The 13,145-nt window shown below is 66.2% G+C and carries 14 protein-coding genes, 1 tRNA gene and 1 pseudogene; 11 read left to right on the top strand and 5 right to left on the bottom strand.

Features of this window, described 5'->3' with window-relative positions:
• Positions 1-9: 9 nt before the first annotated feature.
• From pstS to BN4348_RS51235, 3 genes are all read right to left on the bottom strand, one after another.
• Positions 10-1,134: a phosphate ABC transporter substrate-binding protein PstS gene (gene pstS, locus BN4348_RS51225; protein ID WP_066915939.1), complete on the bottom strand. Its 1,125-nt coding sequence runs from the start codon at positions 1,132-1,134 to the stop codon at positions 10-12.
• Between the two features lie 150 nt (positions 1,135-1,284).
• Entirely contained in the window at positions 1,285-2,208 is a 924-nt protein-coding gene (mshD, locus tag BN4348_RS51230; RefSeq protein WP_066915941.1) for a mycothiol synthase, read from the bottom strand.
• On the bottom strand, positions 2,205-2,978 hold the full coding sequence (locus tag BN4348_RS51235) for a winged helix-turn-helix transcriptional regulator (protein ID WP_066915943.1): 774 nt from the start codon (positions 2,976-2,978) through the stop codon (positions 2,205-2,207). Before BN4348_RS51235 ends, mshD begins: the two co-directional genes overlap by 4 nt.
• Before the next feature lie 175 nt (positions 2,979-3,153).
• On the opposite strand from BN4348_RS51235, the gene lmeA reads away from it, so the two are divergent.
• The 7 genes from lmeA (at position 3,154) to BN4348_RS51270 (ending at position 7,058) form a co-directional block, all read left to right on the top strand.
• Positions 3,154-3,966 (top strand): mannan chain length control protein LmeA, encoded by an 813-nt coding sequence (gene lmeA, locus BN4348_RS51240; protein WP_066915945.1) that lies wholly within the window; start codon positions 3,154-3,156, stop codon positions 3,964-3,966.
• Complete coding sequence (locus BN4348_RS51245; protein WP_066915947.1) at positions 3,963-4,379, top strand: thioredoxin family protein; 417 nt, start codon at positions 3,963-3,965, stop codon at positions 4,377-4,379. The genes lmeA and BN4348_RS51245 overlap by 4 nt, the downstream gene beginning before the upstream one ends.
• A gap of 29 nt (positions 4,380-4,408) precedes the next feature.
• A complete protein-coding gene (locus tag BN4348_RS62940) occupies positions 4,409-4,498 on the top strand; it encodes an Ms5788A family Cys-rich leader peptide (protein ID WP_372514127.1) in 90 nt (29 codons plus the stop codon).
• Positions 4,499-4,604: 106 nt separating this feature from the next.
• Entirely contained in the window at positions 4,605-5,069 is a 465-nt protein-coding gene (locus tag BN4348_RS51250; protein ID WP_066915949.1) for a DUF4395 domain-containing protein, read from the top strand.
• A 36-nt stretch (positions 5,070-5,105) separates the two neighbouring features.
• Complete coding sequence (locus tag BN4348_RS51255) at positions 5,106-5,939, top strand: sulfurtransferase (RefSeq protein ID WP_066915951.1); 834 nt, start codon at positions 5,106-5,108, stop codon at positions 5,937-5,939.
• Between the two features lies 1 nt (position 5,940).
• Positions 5,941-6,243, top strand: coding sequence for a DUF1416 domain-containing protein (locus tag BN4348_RS51260; RefSeq protein ID WP_066915955.1), 303 nt, complete (start codon positions 5,941-5,943; stop codon positions 6,241-6,243).
• A 143-nt stretch (positions 6,244-6,386) separates the two neighbouring features.
• Positions 6,387-7,058: an FABP family protein gene (locus BN4348_RS51270; protein WP_066915957.1), complete on the top strand. Its 672-nt coding sequence runs from the start codon at positions 6,387-6,389 to the stop codon at positions 7,056-7,058.
• Positions 7,059-7,395: 337 nt separating this feature from the next.
• Here the strand turns inward: BN4348_RS51270 and BN4348_RS51275 are convergent, their stop codons facing one another.
• The gene (locus BN4348_RS51275; protein ID WP_066915959.1) at positions 7,396-8,052 is read right to left on the bottom strand and encodes a DUF4145 domain-containing protein; all 657 of its coding nucleotides are present in this window, start codon (positions 8,050-8,052) and stop codon (positions 7,396-7,398) included.
• 123 nt (positions 8,053-8,175) lie between these two features.
• On the opposite strand from BN4348_RS51275, the gene BN4348_RS51280 reads away from it, so the two are divergent.
• A tRNA-Pro gene (locus BN4348_RS51280) sits at positions 8,176-8,247 on the top strand.
• A 179-nt stretch (positions 8,248-8,426) separates the two neighbouring features.
• Positions 8,427-9,098: a DUF4352 domain-containing protein gene (locus BN4348_RS51285; RefSeq protein ID WP_084454450.1), complete on the top strand. Its 672-nt coding sequence runs from the start codon at positions 8,427-8,429 to the stop codon at positions 9,096-9,098.
• Between the two features lie 771 nt (positions 9,099-9,869).
• Here BN4348_RS51285 and BN4348_RS51290 read toward each other — a convergent pair.
• Positions 9,870-10,322: pseudogene (locus BN4348_RS51290) on the bottom strand (ATP-binding protein); the annotation flags it as partial.
• 18 nt (positions 10,323-10,340) lie between these two features.
• On the opposite strand from BN4348_RS51290, the gene BN4348_RS51295 reads away from it, so the two are divergent.
• Both BN4348_RS51295 and BN4348_RS51300 read left to right on the top strand, forming a co-directional pair.
• Positions 10,341-10,652 (top strand): hypothetical protein, encoded by a 312-nt coding sequence (locus tag BN4348_RS51295; protein ID WP_142308745.1) that lies wholly within the window; start codon positions 10,341-10,343, stop codon positions 10,650-10,652.
• Between the two features lie 214 nt (positions 10,653-10,866).
• The gene (locus BN4348_RS51300) at positions 10,867-13,134 is read left to right on the top strand and encodes a recombinase family protein (RefSeq protein ID WP_066915965.1); all 2,268 of its coding nucleotides are present in this window, start codon (positions 10,867-10,869) and stop codon (positions 13,132-13,134) included.
• Positions 13,135-13,145: the final 11 nt, after the last annotated feature.

Here is a 13,145-nt window from a genome sequence, read left to right on the forward strand (position 1 = left end):
GCCCGCCGGCTACCGCATCGCGTTGATCGCGGTAACTAATCGCTCCTTGACTTTATCGGGCAACGGCACATAACCGGCGGACGTAAGACCGGCCTGCCCGTTGGTCGCGGCCGCGCTCAGGAACGACTTGATCGCCGCCGACGTGTCCGGGTCGTAGCCGTTCGAGCACACGATTTCGTAGCTGGCCAGCACCAACGGGTAGGTATCCGCCCGCTGAGTGGCGTACATCCGGTCCAGGTCGAGTACCAGATCGTTGCCGTCGGCCACGAAGCCGGCCGCCTGGATGGCCTTGCCGGCGGTGTCGTCGGTCAGTGGAACCGCGCCGTTACCCGTGTCGATCAGGGCGTACGGCACACCGGCCTGGTCGGCAAATCCCTTCTCGACGTAGCCGATCGCGCCCGGGGTGACCCGCACGGCCTGGATCACCCCCGCCGATTTCGTGGCCCCTTCTCCGACACCGCCCTGGAACTCGGTGCCCACCCCTCGGGTCCAGCTCTGCGGCGCTGCGGCCGTCAGATACTTCTGGACGTTGTCGGTCGTCCCCGACGAGTCCGCCCGGTAGATCGGCACGATCTTGGTGTCGGGCAGCGCCACGCCGGGATTGAGCGCCGCCAGTATCGGGTCGTTCCACGCGGTGATCCTGCCGCTGAAGACCTTGGCGAGGGCGTCACTGCTGAGGACCAGCTTCGCCACGCCCGGCAGGTTGTACACCAGCGCGACGGGCCCGAACACCAGTGGCAGGTCCCACGCCGGGTTTCCGTCGCAGCGTTTGGCGGCCGGTCCGATCTGGTCGGCAACCAGCGGCGAGTCGGATCCCGCGAAGTCGACGTGGCCCGCGATGAACTGCTCGCGGCCGGCGCCCGACCCGGTCGGGTTGTACGCCACCGCCTTGCCGGGGCAGGACTGCCCCCACACCTGGTTGAACAACGCCATCGCGTTCTGCTGGGCGGTCGAGCCCTCCGCCGTCAGGCCGTTCTTGCCGGCGCAACCCGCAGTGCCGGCCAACCCGGAGATCGTGGCCGTCGACGGGCCGCGGCGGTTGTCGTCGCCGCCGCACGCGGTCAACGTCGCACCGCAGATCGCGACCGCCAACGCCGCGACCGCCAGCGCCCTGCCCGCCCTGTCGAGCCTCACCGATCTCGCTTTCTTCACACGCTCCCCCCGACGCATGCAGGCACCGCCGGCCGTCCCCATGGGAGGTAGCCAACTCGCCGCGAAAGTATGCGTCGGTGCTGTCCACAGAAGTCGGTAGAGATGAATGTCGGGTGAACGATCGGCTTGCGGTCAGCCGGTGGGCACCGCGTAGGCGGTGTCGACGCTGTAGGGGCTGAAGCCCAGGCGCTCGTAGGTTCGCATTGCGGCGACGTTGTCGGACTCGACGTAAAGCATCACGGTGGGTTCGGCCGAGCCGGCCAGCCGGCGTGCCAGCGCCTGAATCCCGATGGCTGTCAACACCTGCCCAAGGCCGCGGCGCTGCGCGGACGGATCGACCCCGACGACGTAGACCTCGCCCAAGCCCGGTCGGTCGAGGTGCACCTTGGTCCAGTGAAATCCCAGGAGCCTGCCCGCCTGATCGCTATCGGGGGCGCCAAACGCCAAGAACAATCCCTCCGGGTCGAACCAGGGTTCCCCGCGCCGCTCCGCCAGATCGGCATCGGTCCACCCGCCCTGTTCGGGGTGTTGGGCGAACGCGGCGTTGTTGACGCGCAGCAGCTCAGCGTCGTCGGCCGTCCCCCGATAGGTGCGAATTTCCACCCCGGCAACCGGCGGCACGGAGTCGGGGGCCGCACGCAGCGAGCGCCGCATCTGGACGAGCTCGCGCACCGCGATCAGGCCGAGCGCGGAGGCGGTCGCCCGGGCCGGCTCGAGGGTGCCGTGCGCCCAAAATTGATTGTGCCCTCCGGTTTTCGACACCGCCGCACGAGCCATCGCGGTGCCGACACCGCGCCGGCGGGCCTGGGGGTGCACCACCAGTTCCGCCATCCCCCCACCGCCGTCCCGGGGCGGGCTGAGATTCAGGTAGCCCACGATCGTGCCCGGCGGGTCACCGGTGACCAGCAGATGTTCGGTGCGCTCGTGCCCCAGTTCGCGCAGCACCTGTTCGCCGACCGGGGTCACTCCATCGAATTCCGTTGCCGCCGAGACGAGTCCGCGCACACTCCGCTGCTCGGCGACGGTAAGGGTGGAACGCCAGTCGGGCGAGATCACTGACTGCGCAACGGATCGCCCAGCGACTCTTGCAGCTCCTCCGAGTCGGCCTCGGCCTCGTCGGCGTCGGCCTCGGTGGCGTCCGCGATCGGTGGTCGACCGCGCGCCGGCCGAACGGCCTTGTAACCGACGTTTCGCACCGTGCCGATCAACGCCTCGTATTCGGGGCCAAGCTTGGCGCGCAGTCGACGCACGTGCACGTCGACCGTGCGGGTGCCGCCGAAGAAGTCGTAGCCCCACACCTCGTGCAGCAGCTGCGCCCGGGTGAACACCCGGCCGGCGTGCTGCGCCAGGTATTTCAGCAACTCGAACTCCTTGTAGGTGAGGTCGAGCGGGCGGCCGCGCAGCCTGGCGGTGTAGGTGCCCTCGTCGATCACCAGCTCGCCCAGGCTGACCTTGCCCGCGCTTTCCTGGTCGGTCAGCCCGCCGCGGCGGCCGACCACCAGGCGCAGCCGGGCGTCGATCTCGGCGGGCCCGGTGGCGGGCAGCAGGATCTCGTCCAGACCCCAGTCGGCGCTCACCGCCACCAGCCCGCCTTCGCTCACCACGGCCAGGACGGGGACCGACCGGCCCGCGGTGCTCAGCAGCCGGCACAGGCCGCGCGCGGACGACAGGTCGGTGCGCGCGTCGACCAGCACGGCGTCCGCGGTCCCGGCCTCCAGCAACGAGGATGGTTCTGGGGGCGCCGTCCGGACGGTGTGAGGAAGCAGCGACAACGACGGCAGCACCGGGTCGGGGTGCAGTTCCGAGGTCAGCAGTAATAGCTCCAACTAGCCCCTCCAGCTCGGGGGGAAGGCGTCTCCCATTTCGCAACGCCACGACGCGTTAGTTGCCAGGACATCTAACGATAACGTGCCACCTGGCTATTTTGTGCGCCGGACGAGGCAGTGTGAGCCCCGCCACCGGGCAACCGGCCACACGGCGGCCGGCGGATTACGCGACAATGTGCGGGTGCGCAAGGTGCTGATCGGCGCGGCGGCGGCGGCGATCGCCGTGGCCGTACCGGTCGTCGGCGCCGTCTGCGTCGACTACGCCACCAGCATCTACGCCGAATACCGGCTGTCGACCAGCGTGCGCAAGGTGGCGCATCTCGGTTCCGACCCGTTCGTCGCCATCGTGGCGTTCCCGTTCATCCCGCAGGCGATGCGCCACCACTACAACCAGCTGGAGATCAAGGCCAACGCCGTCGATCACACGATGGTCGGCACTGCCACCCTCGAAGCCACGATGTACTCGGTGGACCTCACGCAGGCGTCCTGGCTGATCAGACCCGACGCGAAGCTCCCCGTGGGCAGGCTGGAGAGCCGCATCATCATCGACTCGAATCATCTGGGCCGCTACCTGGGCATCAGCGATCTGATGGTGGAGGCGCCCCCCAGGGAAACCAACACCGCCACCGGCGGCGTCACCGCGTCGGGCATCTCCGACAGCCACGGGTTGGTGTTCAGCGGCACGCCGCATTCGGCGGGCTTCGAGCACCGGGTGAGCGTCTCGGTAGACCTTTCCATCGCGCCCGAAGATCCCGCGACGCTGGTGATCACGCCGACGGGCGTGCTCACCGGGCCCGACACCGCCGATCAAGCCGTGCCGGACGACAAGCGGGATGCGGTGCTGCGCGCCTTCAGCACCAGGCTGCCCAACCAGCGGCTGCCGTTCGGAGTCGGGCCGACGACCGAGGGCGCACGCGGCTCCGATGTCATCATCGAAGGGGTCACCCGGGGAGTAACCGTCACCCTGGAAGGGTTTAAGCAGTCATGACCACCGTGCTTGTGGCGATCGTGGGGGCGGTCGCCGTGGCGACGGTCACCGGATGGCTGTTGACGCGCGGGTCGGGAAGAGTCCGCGAGATTCAGTCCGATCCGGGCGGCGGGCCCGACGCCGGCGACCTGGCGTTGTCCCGGAGCGGGCCGACCATCGTGCACTTCAGCGCCCCGTGGTGCGGGCCGTGCGACCGGGTTCGCCGGGTGGTGGGCCAGGTCTGCGAGGACATGGCCGACGTCGCCCACCTCGAGATCGACCTGGACGCCAACCCGGCGACGGCCCGGCGGTTCTCGGTGCTGACGCTGCCCACCACGCTGATCTTCGATGTCGAGGGGCGACAGCGGTACCGCGCCTCCGGGGTGCCCAAGGCCGCGGACCTGCGTTCGGCGCTGCAGCCTCTGTTGGCTTGAGCGCTACGTCATTGGGTAAGCTGGCCGGCGTGTCAGCCCGCCTGGAGCCCATGCTCACCACGCGTCGCACAGTCGATCTGTGCCGCATCGCGGGCTGTTGTTGTTGCTGTAGCTGCTGAGTAGCAGCGCCCCGCGCGCACTCGGAGCAGCTTCGGACCCCTACCCAGGCTTCCAAGGCGTGCTCCCGCCTTTCCGCGCAACAAGAATCTCTAGGAGTAGTCCCCAGTGCCAAGCAGCAACACCGCCGTGGAGCCCGACCGCGTCGACGTGCGCGGGCCCAGGTTCGCCGCCTGGGTCACGACCGCGGTCCTTTTGCTCACGCTCATCGTTTCAGCCGCCAGCCCGCGGGCGGCTGCCCTCATCCTCGGGGCGCAGGCCGTGATCTTCGCCGTCGGCGCCATCGGCGGGCCCCGCCGCCACCCCTACGGGCGGGTGTTCGCCCGCGTCGTGGCGCCCCGGCTGGGACCCGTCACGGAGCGCGAACCCGTCGCACCGCTGAAATTCGCCCAACTCGTCGGCCTGATCTTCGCGGTCGTCGGTGTCGCGGGATTCGCCGTCGGCGCGGTTGTGCTCGGCCTGATCGCCACCGCGGCCGCGCTGGTGGCCGCGTTCCTCAACGCGGCATTCGGCATCTGCCTGGGCTGCCGGCTCTACCCGTTGGTCGCACGCTTTCGACCGATTTCCGCATAACCCCTACGTCAGAAGCAATCGAAAGGAACACCCACCATGGCACGCTCCGACGTCCTGGTCTCCGCGGACTGGGCCGAGAGCAATCTCGATGCCGGAAACGTCGTCTTCGTCGAAGTGGACGAGGACGCCGGCGCCTACGACACCGGCCACATCGCCGGCGCGATCAAGCTGGACTGGCGCACCGATCTGCAGGACCCCGTCAAGCGCGATTTCGTGGACGCACAGCAATTCTCCAAACTGCTGTCCGACCGCGGCATCGCCAACGACGACACCGTGGTCCTCTACGGCGGCAACAACAACTGGTTCGCCGCCTACGCCTACTGGTACTTCAAGCTGTACGGCCACGCCGACGTCAAGCTGCTCGACGGCGGACGCAAGAAGTGGGAACTCGACGGGCGCCCACTGACCACCGACGCGGTCAACCGGCCGGCCACCTCCTACACTGCGGCGGCGCCGGACAACAGCATCCGCGCCTTCCGCGACGAGGTCATCGCGGCCATCAACGTCAAGAACCTGGTCGACGTGCGCTCCCCCGACGAGTTCTCGGGCAAGATCCTGGCCCCGGCTCACCTGCCGCAGGAGCAAAGCCAGCGGCCGGGCCACGTCCCCGGCGCGATCAACGTGCCGTGGAGCAGGGCCGCCAACGAGGACGGCACGTTCAAGTCCGACGAGGAATTGGCGAAGCTCTACGCCGACGCCGGGCTGGACGGCACGAAGGAAACCATCGCGTACTGCCGGATCGGGGAACGTTCGTCGCACACCTGGTTCGTGCTGCGGGAATTACTCGGCCACAAAAACGTCAAGAACTACGACGGCAGTTGGACGGAATACGGCTCCCTGGTGGGCGCCCCGATCGAGTTGGGAAGCTGATATGTGCTCTGGACCGAAGCAAGGACTGACGTTGCCCGCCAGCGTCGATCTGGAGAAGGAAACGGTGATCACGGGCCGGGTCGTGGACGGCGACGGCCAGGCGGTGGGTGGCGCGTTCGTCCGCCTGCTGGACTCATCGGACGAGTTCACGGCCGAGGTCGTCGCCTCGGCGACCGGTGACTTCCGCTTCTTCGCCGCACCCGGGTCCTGGACGCTGCGCGCACTGTCCCCGATCGGCAACGGCGACGCCGTGGTGGCGCCGTCCGGTGCGGGCATTCACGAGGTGGACGTCAAGATCGCCTGACGGACCGGCCGGTCCCGGCGGGCCCGCGGCGCGAATAGACTCGTCTGCGTGGTGCTCTTCTTCGAGATCATGCTGGTCATATCGGTCGTGGTCATCTCATGGTTCGCGCTGTACACCCTCTACCGGCTCATCACTGACGAGTCGTGACCTCCTTCGACGAGGGCGCTGACGGCCCGCTCGCTCCAGGCGGCTCCAGCGACCGCGCGGTTGCGGCCGCCGCCGAACGCGCCAAGGCGACCGCTTCCCGCAATATCCCGGCCTTCGACGATTTGCCGGTGCCCGCCGACACCGCGAATCTGCGCGAAGGGGCCAACCTCAACGACGCGCTGCTGGCGCTGCTGCCACTGGTCGGGGTGTGGCGTGGCGAGGGCGAGGGCCGCGGACACGATGGGGACTACCGGTTCGGCCAGCAGATCGTGGTGTCGCACGACGGCGGCGACTACCTCAACTGGGAAGCGCGGTCCTGGCGGCTCGACGACACGGGCGGTTACCTGCAACCCGCCCTGCGCGAGAGCGGTTTCTGGCGCTTCGTGTGCGACCCCGAGGATCCAACCGAGTCGCAGGCCATCGAGCTGTTGTTGGCCCATTCGGCCGGTTACATCGAGTTGTTCTACGGGCGGCCCCGCACGCAATCCTCGTGGGAGCTCGCCACCGACGCCTTGGCCCGCAGTCGTTCCGGCCTGTTGGTCGGTGGCGCCAAGCGGCTCTACGGGATCGTCGAGGGCGGTGATCTGGCCTATGTCGAGGAGCGGGTGGACGCCGACGGCGGCCTGGTGCCGCACCTTTCGGCGCGGCTGGCGCGGTTTGTCGGATAGTGGCCCGCCGGGGTCAGGACATGGAGCGGCCCCCGAGCAAAGCTCCTGGTTGGACTGACCGGAAGCTCGGGGGCCGGGTGGCTACGGGGAATTCGCCAGCGCGCGTTGAACGCCGACTCTTCCGAGCCATTGCAGCTAGCGCGTAGCCACCTCACATGTCCATGAAGCTATCAATTTCGCGGACCACCTCCTTTCCTGTGTGCCTAGACCATAGCATTTGGGACGATCGCTGCACGTCAGACCCCGTTTTCCGACCGGTTACGGTACGGGCGCGGTACGAGCCGGGTAGGGGCCCAAATCGCCCCCGGTCGCCGGGGTGACGCCGGGGTGGAGCGGCCTAACTCGTCTCGGTTGAGTCAGCCTCTGCCGGGGCGTGTTCGGCAACCATCGCCGGCAACTCGTAAGCCAACCGGATCAGCTGTCGCGTGAACTCTGCGACATCCATCGCCTGTTCCGAAGTCGTTGACGGAATTTCATGGTTGGCCTCATTGCCGACATCCTTGATCTTGTCGACCCACGGGCGCATGAGCTTGGTGATCACGCCCTCGTCCTCTAAGTGTTTGAGCGCTTTTGCAAAAGTCGGAGCGTGACCGGAGCCGTCTTTGGGCGGGAGTTTGTGGGCCACCGCGATATGGAACAGGAGCTTGCGGCACATCATGACTGCGGCTGTATTTGCCCCGACCGAAAGGCACCCGAGGGCTTCGGTCCACGCGGCAAGGTCGTCGCCCGTCAGGACATCGGGTATATCAAACGGGCGCACACCTGGGCTGGTGGTGCCGTCGTTATCCACGTGGCCCCGGTAGCAACTGACGCATCGCAGCCAACGAGTCGGCGGGCGCTGATTGACACCCGCGGTCGGTTGAGTCCTGCCGACGACGATCATTTGGTCGCCGCCGCAGAACGCGCATGGCTTCCGCACGGATGTGCTGTCGTCGTTCACATCGAACTGCGCGTAGCCGCCGACGAGGTAAAGGTCTTTGTGAATGCCTGCCACGTGCTCGATTGTGGCACTTGGCGGTGACGACGATTGTTGAGTCGCACATGTGTTCGAAATCACAGCTGGTTGCCCGCGTGTATTCGCGGTGCTTGTCGGTGCCCGGTTGTAGTGTGAGAAGTTCCGATATAGCTCAAAGGACAGAGCGCCCTTTTCGGAAAGGGGAGGCTGCCGGTTCGAGTCCGGCTATCGGCTTGAGGAAGAGGCACGTCGTAGCTGCACACCCGCGCTCCGTGCCTCTTCCTGCTACTTGCCGCGCTCTCGCTTCGGCGCGGCGCTGCTCTTTGCCCGCCGCTACGGAGACAGGCGTTTTCAGTTCACCGGATTGTCCCAGGCGCTAGTGTCAGGCCCGCCTTAGGAAGGGGTAGACCTGAATGCCAGACGACACACCGCAGTACCCTCCACCGAATCCCTATGGCGGTCAGCCATACCCCGGCGGCTACTACCCGCCACCGGCCTATAACCAGCCGCCAAAGAAGCGGAAGATATGGCCCTGGGTTCTCGGCGGGGTGCTCGGCGTTGTCATTCTGTTCTTTGGTGGCTGCGTTGCACTAGTCGCCGTAGTTGGCAAGTCGCTCGACAGTGCCAAACCGACGGTCTCGTCCGGCGGCAGCACCAACCAACCCAGCCGCGACCGAGGCATCGATTTTCCGGGGAAGCAGAAGAATGACACCGGTGCTAACGCCGGAGACTCGGTGACCGTTGACAACGTGACATTCACATCGGCTGCGCTGCGTCACGCGACGGGCCAATACGGCAACACCAGTTACCTGTGCTCGGAAGTCACAATCAAGAACGACAGTAGTAAGCCAGCCAGGTTTAGTGATGTGTGGGACTGGAAGCTACAGAACCCCTCTGGAACGATCCGCAACGCCACCTTACTGGGAACGGAGCACCAACTTTCAGCAGGCGAAGTTGCGCCGGGCGGGAGCACCACCGGCGACGTGTGCTTCGACAATCAAGTCGATCCCGGCACATACGTGGTTCTGCTCGACCCAACGATCCGACTGTCGACAGATCGCATCGGTTGGGTCAATAACCTCTGACGGTCAGGGCCAGCGCTCCGAAATGAGACTGCGCGATTGCGGCTATGCCAGGGCCCTCTGCTGAAATGATCGTCTGCATGCAAAACACGGAAACCCAAGCATCAGCTGTCGACGCCACCCTCGACTTCGTATTCAGCGCGGGATTCTTAATGTTCCTGGCGGTTCTGGTGTTCTGGGGCATATTGTGCTGGGCCGCCTGGGCTCTCGCGCCAGCTGACCGTAGGTGGCCGTTTGTTGGGCTGACCATACTATTTGGTCCGCTCGGCCTCCTCGCCGCGGCCGTGGCGTCACCCAGAGATCCCGTTTGGTTCGCCGCGGCTCAACTTGAACGTCCGATCGCAAAAGGGCGGACACGGTATTGCTGCGTTCGTTGTGGTGCAATGTCAGATCTCCTGGAACTTAAGAGCAGTTCGTGTTGGCGATGCGGCGAGAAGCGATTCCTCGCTCCTGAGTCGTGACGGCCTAGCGCGCTTTGGCCCATACGTTTCACGGGCCAATCTGTTCGCCGGGGTAGCCGCGTACTTCGTCGCGTGGTCGGCGGTGTGGTCGGGGCCGACCCACCCCATATTCGTTACACGGCGGGTCCACACGCGGTGCGCGAGGCAGGTATTGGCCGCCCTCGCTCGGTGGCCGGCCGTTAAGGTGCAGCGGGACTAAGCCAGCCCCGAAACTAAACTCAGTGCTTTGGTCATTGACCTGTTGGCAGTCGAGCATGTCAACGGCAACTGAATTCTGACCAGTTGTCGGCAAGTGAATTTTGACCAGCTGGGTTCATTGTTCGTCGGCCGTGACGGTGGGGACGCGGCCGAGGTCTCGGTCTTTGATGCGGTAGCTGTCTCCTTTGAGTGCGATGACCTCGGCGTGGTGGACGAGGCGGTCGATCATGGCAGCGGCGACGACGTCATCACCGAAGACTTCACCCCAGCGGCCGAAAGGTTTGTTGGAGGTGACGATGAGGCTGGCGCGCTCGTAGCGGGAAGACACCAACTGGAAGAACAAGTTGGCCGCTTCGGGCTCGAACGGGATGTAACCGACTTCGTCGACGACCAGAAGCGGGTAGCGGGCCAGCCGTATAAGTTCGGCTTGCAAGGTGCCGCCGTGGTGAGCTGTCGCGAGACGGTCGACCCATTGGCTTGCGGTGGCGAACAGGACGCGGTGCCCGGCCTGACAGGCCCGGATCGCGATGCCGGTCGCCAGATGGGTTTTGCCTGTTCCCGGAGTGAAGGCGACAGACTGCAACAGTTGCGTGCTGTCTTGCCGTGCGAGGTGCGGGTGGTGGCCCAGACGCATCCGTTGTTTGGTCGGCTGCTGGCGGCGAAGTCGTTCAAGCGGTGGAACGGTGTCTTGTTGTTGGTGATCGATTTGCCCGACGGCTCGCCGGGAACGATCCGCTGCGATGCCACCGACGTGCTGGGTGTCATCGAGCCGGGTCCGCGGTCGGTGCTGGATGCGGCGGGGATTCGAGCGCTGCACGGGTTGGTGGTGCAGCTGGCGACGCGCGCGGAAGTGGGCGTGTCAGGGGTAGACGCGCAAGTAGGTTCGCCTCGTCCCTGATCGCGGTCACGACTACAGGAGAGTGAACCCACTTGCGCACTTTGAGAGTAGCTGTTCCACGCCAGCTTGCCCTTGGGCTGGCCGATTTACCCCTGCCGGCCTGTCGTTGGCAGGCGCTTCCCGAGGAAACCCGAACCCAGGTGCTGGGGTTGTTGGCCCGGCTGATCGCCCGTGGGGCCTTGGCCGACGACGCGGCGCTCGGGGGCGGTGAGCGATGAGCAGTCAGACGGCGGCGGGTGCATCGGTGCCCCCGCTGCTGTTGTCGTCCGACAAGGTCACCGCGTCACACCGTTCGCGGGATGCGTATGTGTATGTGCGCCAATCGACGCCCTCGCAGATGGTTCATCACACCGAATCCCTTGCTCGCCAATACGAATTGCGTGAGCGGGCGGTGATGCTGGGATGGCCTGCCCATCAGGTCGTGATGATAGACGCGGATCTGGGCCGCTCTGGGGCGCAGACCGCGGGACGTACCGGGTTTAAGGAGTTGGTCGCCGATGTCGGCCTGGGCAAGGTCGGGATCGTGTTGGGCATCGAGGTGTCGCGGCTGGCCCGAAACAACGCCGACTGGTATCAACTGTTGGACCTGTGTGCGATCACCGACACGCTGATCGCCGATGCCGACGGCGTGTATCACCCGGCCGATTTCAACGACCGCCTCGTGCTGGGCCTGAAGGGGACGATGTCGGAGGCCGAGCTGCATCTGATCCGCTCACGGCTGACCGCGGGACTCAAACACAAGGCAGCCAAAGGTGAGTTGCGCCAGGGTCTTCCGGTCGGGCTGGACTATGACGAGGACGACTCAGTAGTGCTGTGCGCCGACGAGGCGGTGCGTGAGGCGATCACCACGGTGTTCCGCCGGTTCGAGGAACTCGGCTCGGCGCGGCAGGTGTTGATCCGGTTGCGTGAAGACGGTCTGCTGCTCCCGCGTCGGCGCAACGGCTCCAAGCGGATCACCTGGGCCCAGGCCACATACCCCGCAGTGCACGACTTGTTGACCAATCCGGCCTATGCCGGAGCGTTCGTATTCGGTCGGACGCGCACCGAGAAGCGGGTCGACCCGGCCACCGGAGTCGTCTGTGCCCGCGACCGGCTGGTACCCCGCGAGCAGTGGGAGGTCCTAATTCCTGACCACCATCAGGGGTTCATCACCTGGGAGGACTTCGAAGCCAATACCGCGCGGCTGCGCGGCAATTGGCGCCGTCCCCGGGAACTGGCCGGCGGCGCAGTGAGGGAGGGCCGGGCGCTGCTGCAGGGACTGCTGCGCTGCGGACGGTGTGGGCGGATCATGCAGACCAGCTATTCGGGTACCAAGGGCAACTGCCCACGTTACGTATGTGCCCGCGCCAAACAGCTCTACGCCGGTGAGCACGTGTGCCAGAGCATCGGCGGTGTCCGGTTGGAGAATACCGTCCTTGATGAGATGTTCACCGTTTTGGAACCGGCGGCGCTGACTGCGACCGCCCAGGCATTGGCCGAGGCCGACAGCCACCACCGGCGTGACCTGGCGGTGTTCGAATTGGCCACCGAACGCGCCCGCTACGAAGCCGACCGCGCACAACGTCAGTTTGACAACGTCGAACCGGAGAACCGCTTGGTGGCAAGGACATTGGAAAGTGCGTTGGAAACCAAGCTCGCCGCTGTCCGCGCCGCGGAGAACAACCTGGCTGCTGCACGCGCCCGGCGCCCGGTGGCGCTGACCGAACAGGAACTGGCCTGGATCACCACCGCCGGCGCCGACGTGCGTGCGGTGTTCAACGCACCCACCACCACACTGAGGGAACGCAAACAACTCATCCGCGCGGTGATCAACGAGATCGCCATCACGGTGCGCGCCGACGAACGCATCGCCGAGCTGCGGGTCCTGTGGCAAGGCGGCGCCACCACCGACTTGTCGATGCCGATGACCAAACCCGGCCAGCATCTGCGCGTCACTGACGAAGCCACCGTGGCCTTGGTGCGCCGCCTGGCCAAGCACTACGACGACCGCACTATCGCGGCGATCCTGGCCAAGCAGAAGCGCCGCACCGCCACCGGCCTGCCCTTCACCCGAGCGCGGGTGGCCATCCTGCGCGCCGGGCACGACATCGCCGTCTACCAGCCACCGATACCCGATGTCGGACCCGAGTGCGACGATGTCGCCGTGGTCACCATCACCGCCGCCGAACAAATCCTCGGCGTCGCCAGGGCCACGCTCTACCGTTGGATCCGCGACGGATTCATCACCGCCGAACAAATCACCCCTGGCGCACCCTGGCGCATCCGTATCGACCAGGCACTGCGCGATCGGATTCGACCCGAGGTTCCCGACGGCTGGCTCGGCCTCAACGAGGCCGCCAAAGTACTTGGCGTTGCCCGACAAACCGTGTTGCACAAGGTCCAACGCGGCGAACTGCAAGCCGTCCACGTCAACCGCGGACGCCGCAAAGGGCTCCGTATCCAGGTCAAACCCGACCAGCATGGACTATTCGACACACCCTGATAGAAGGAGAG

It is taken from the genome of Mycobacterium interjectum, assembly GCF_900078675.2.
GTDB classification, from domain to species: domain Bacteria; phylum Actinomycetota; class Actinomycetes; order Mycobacteriales; family Mycobacteriaceae; genus Mycobacterium; species Mycobacterium interjectum.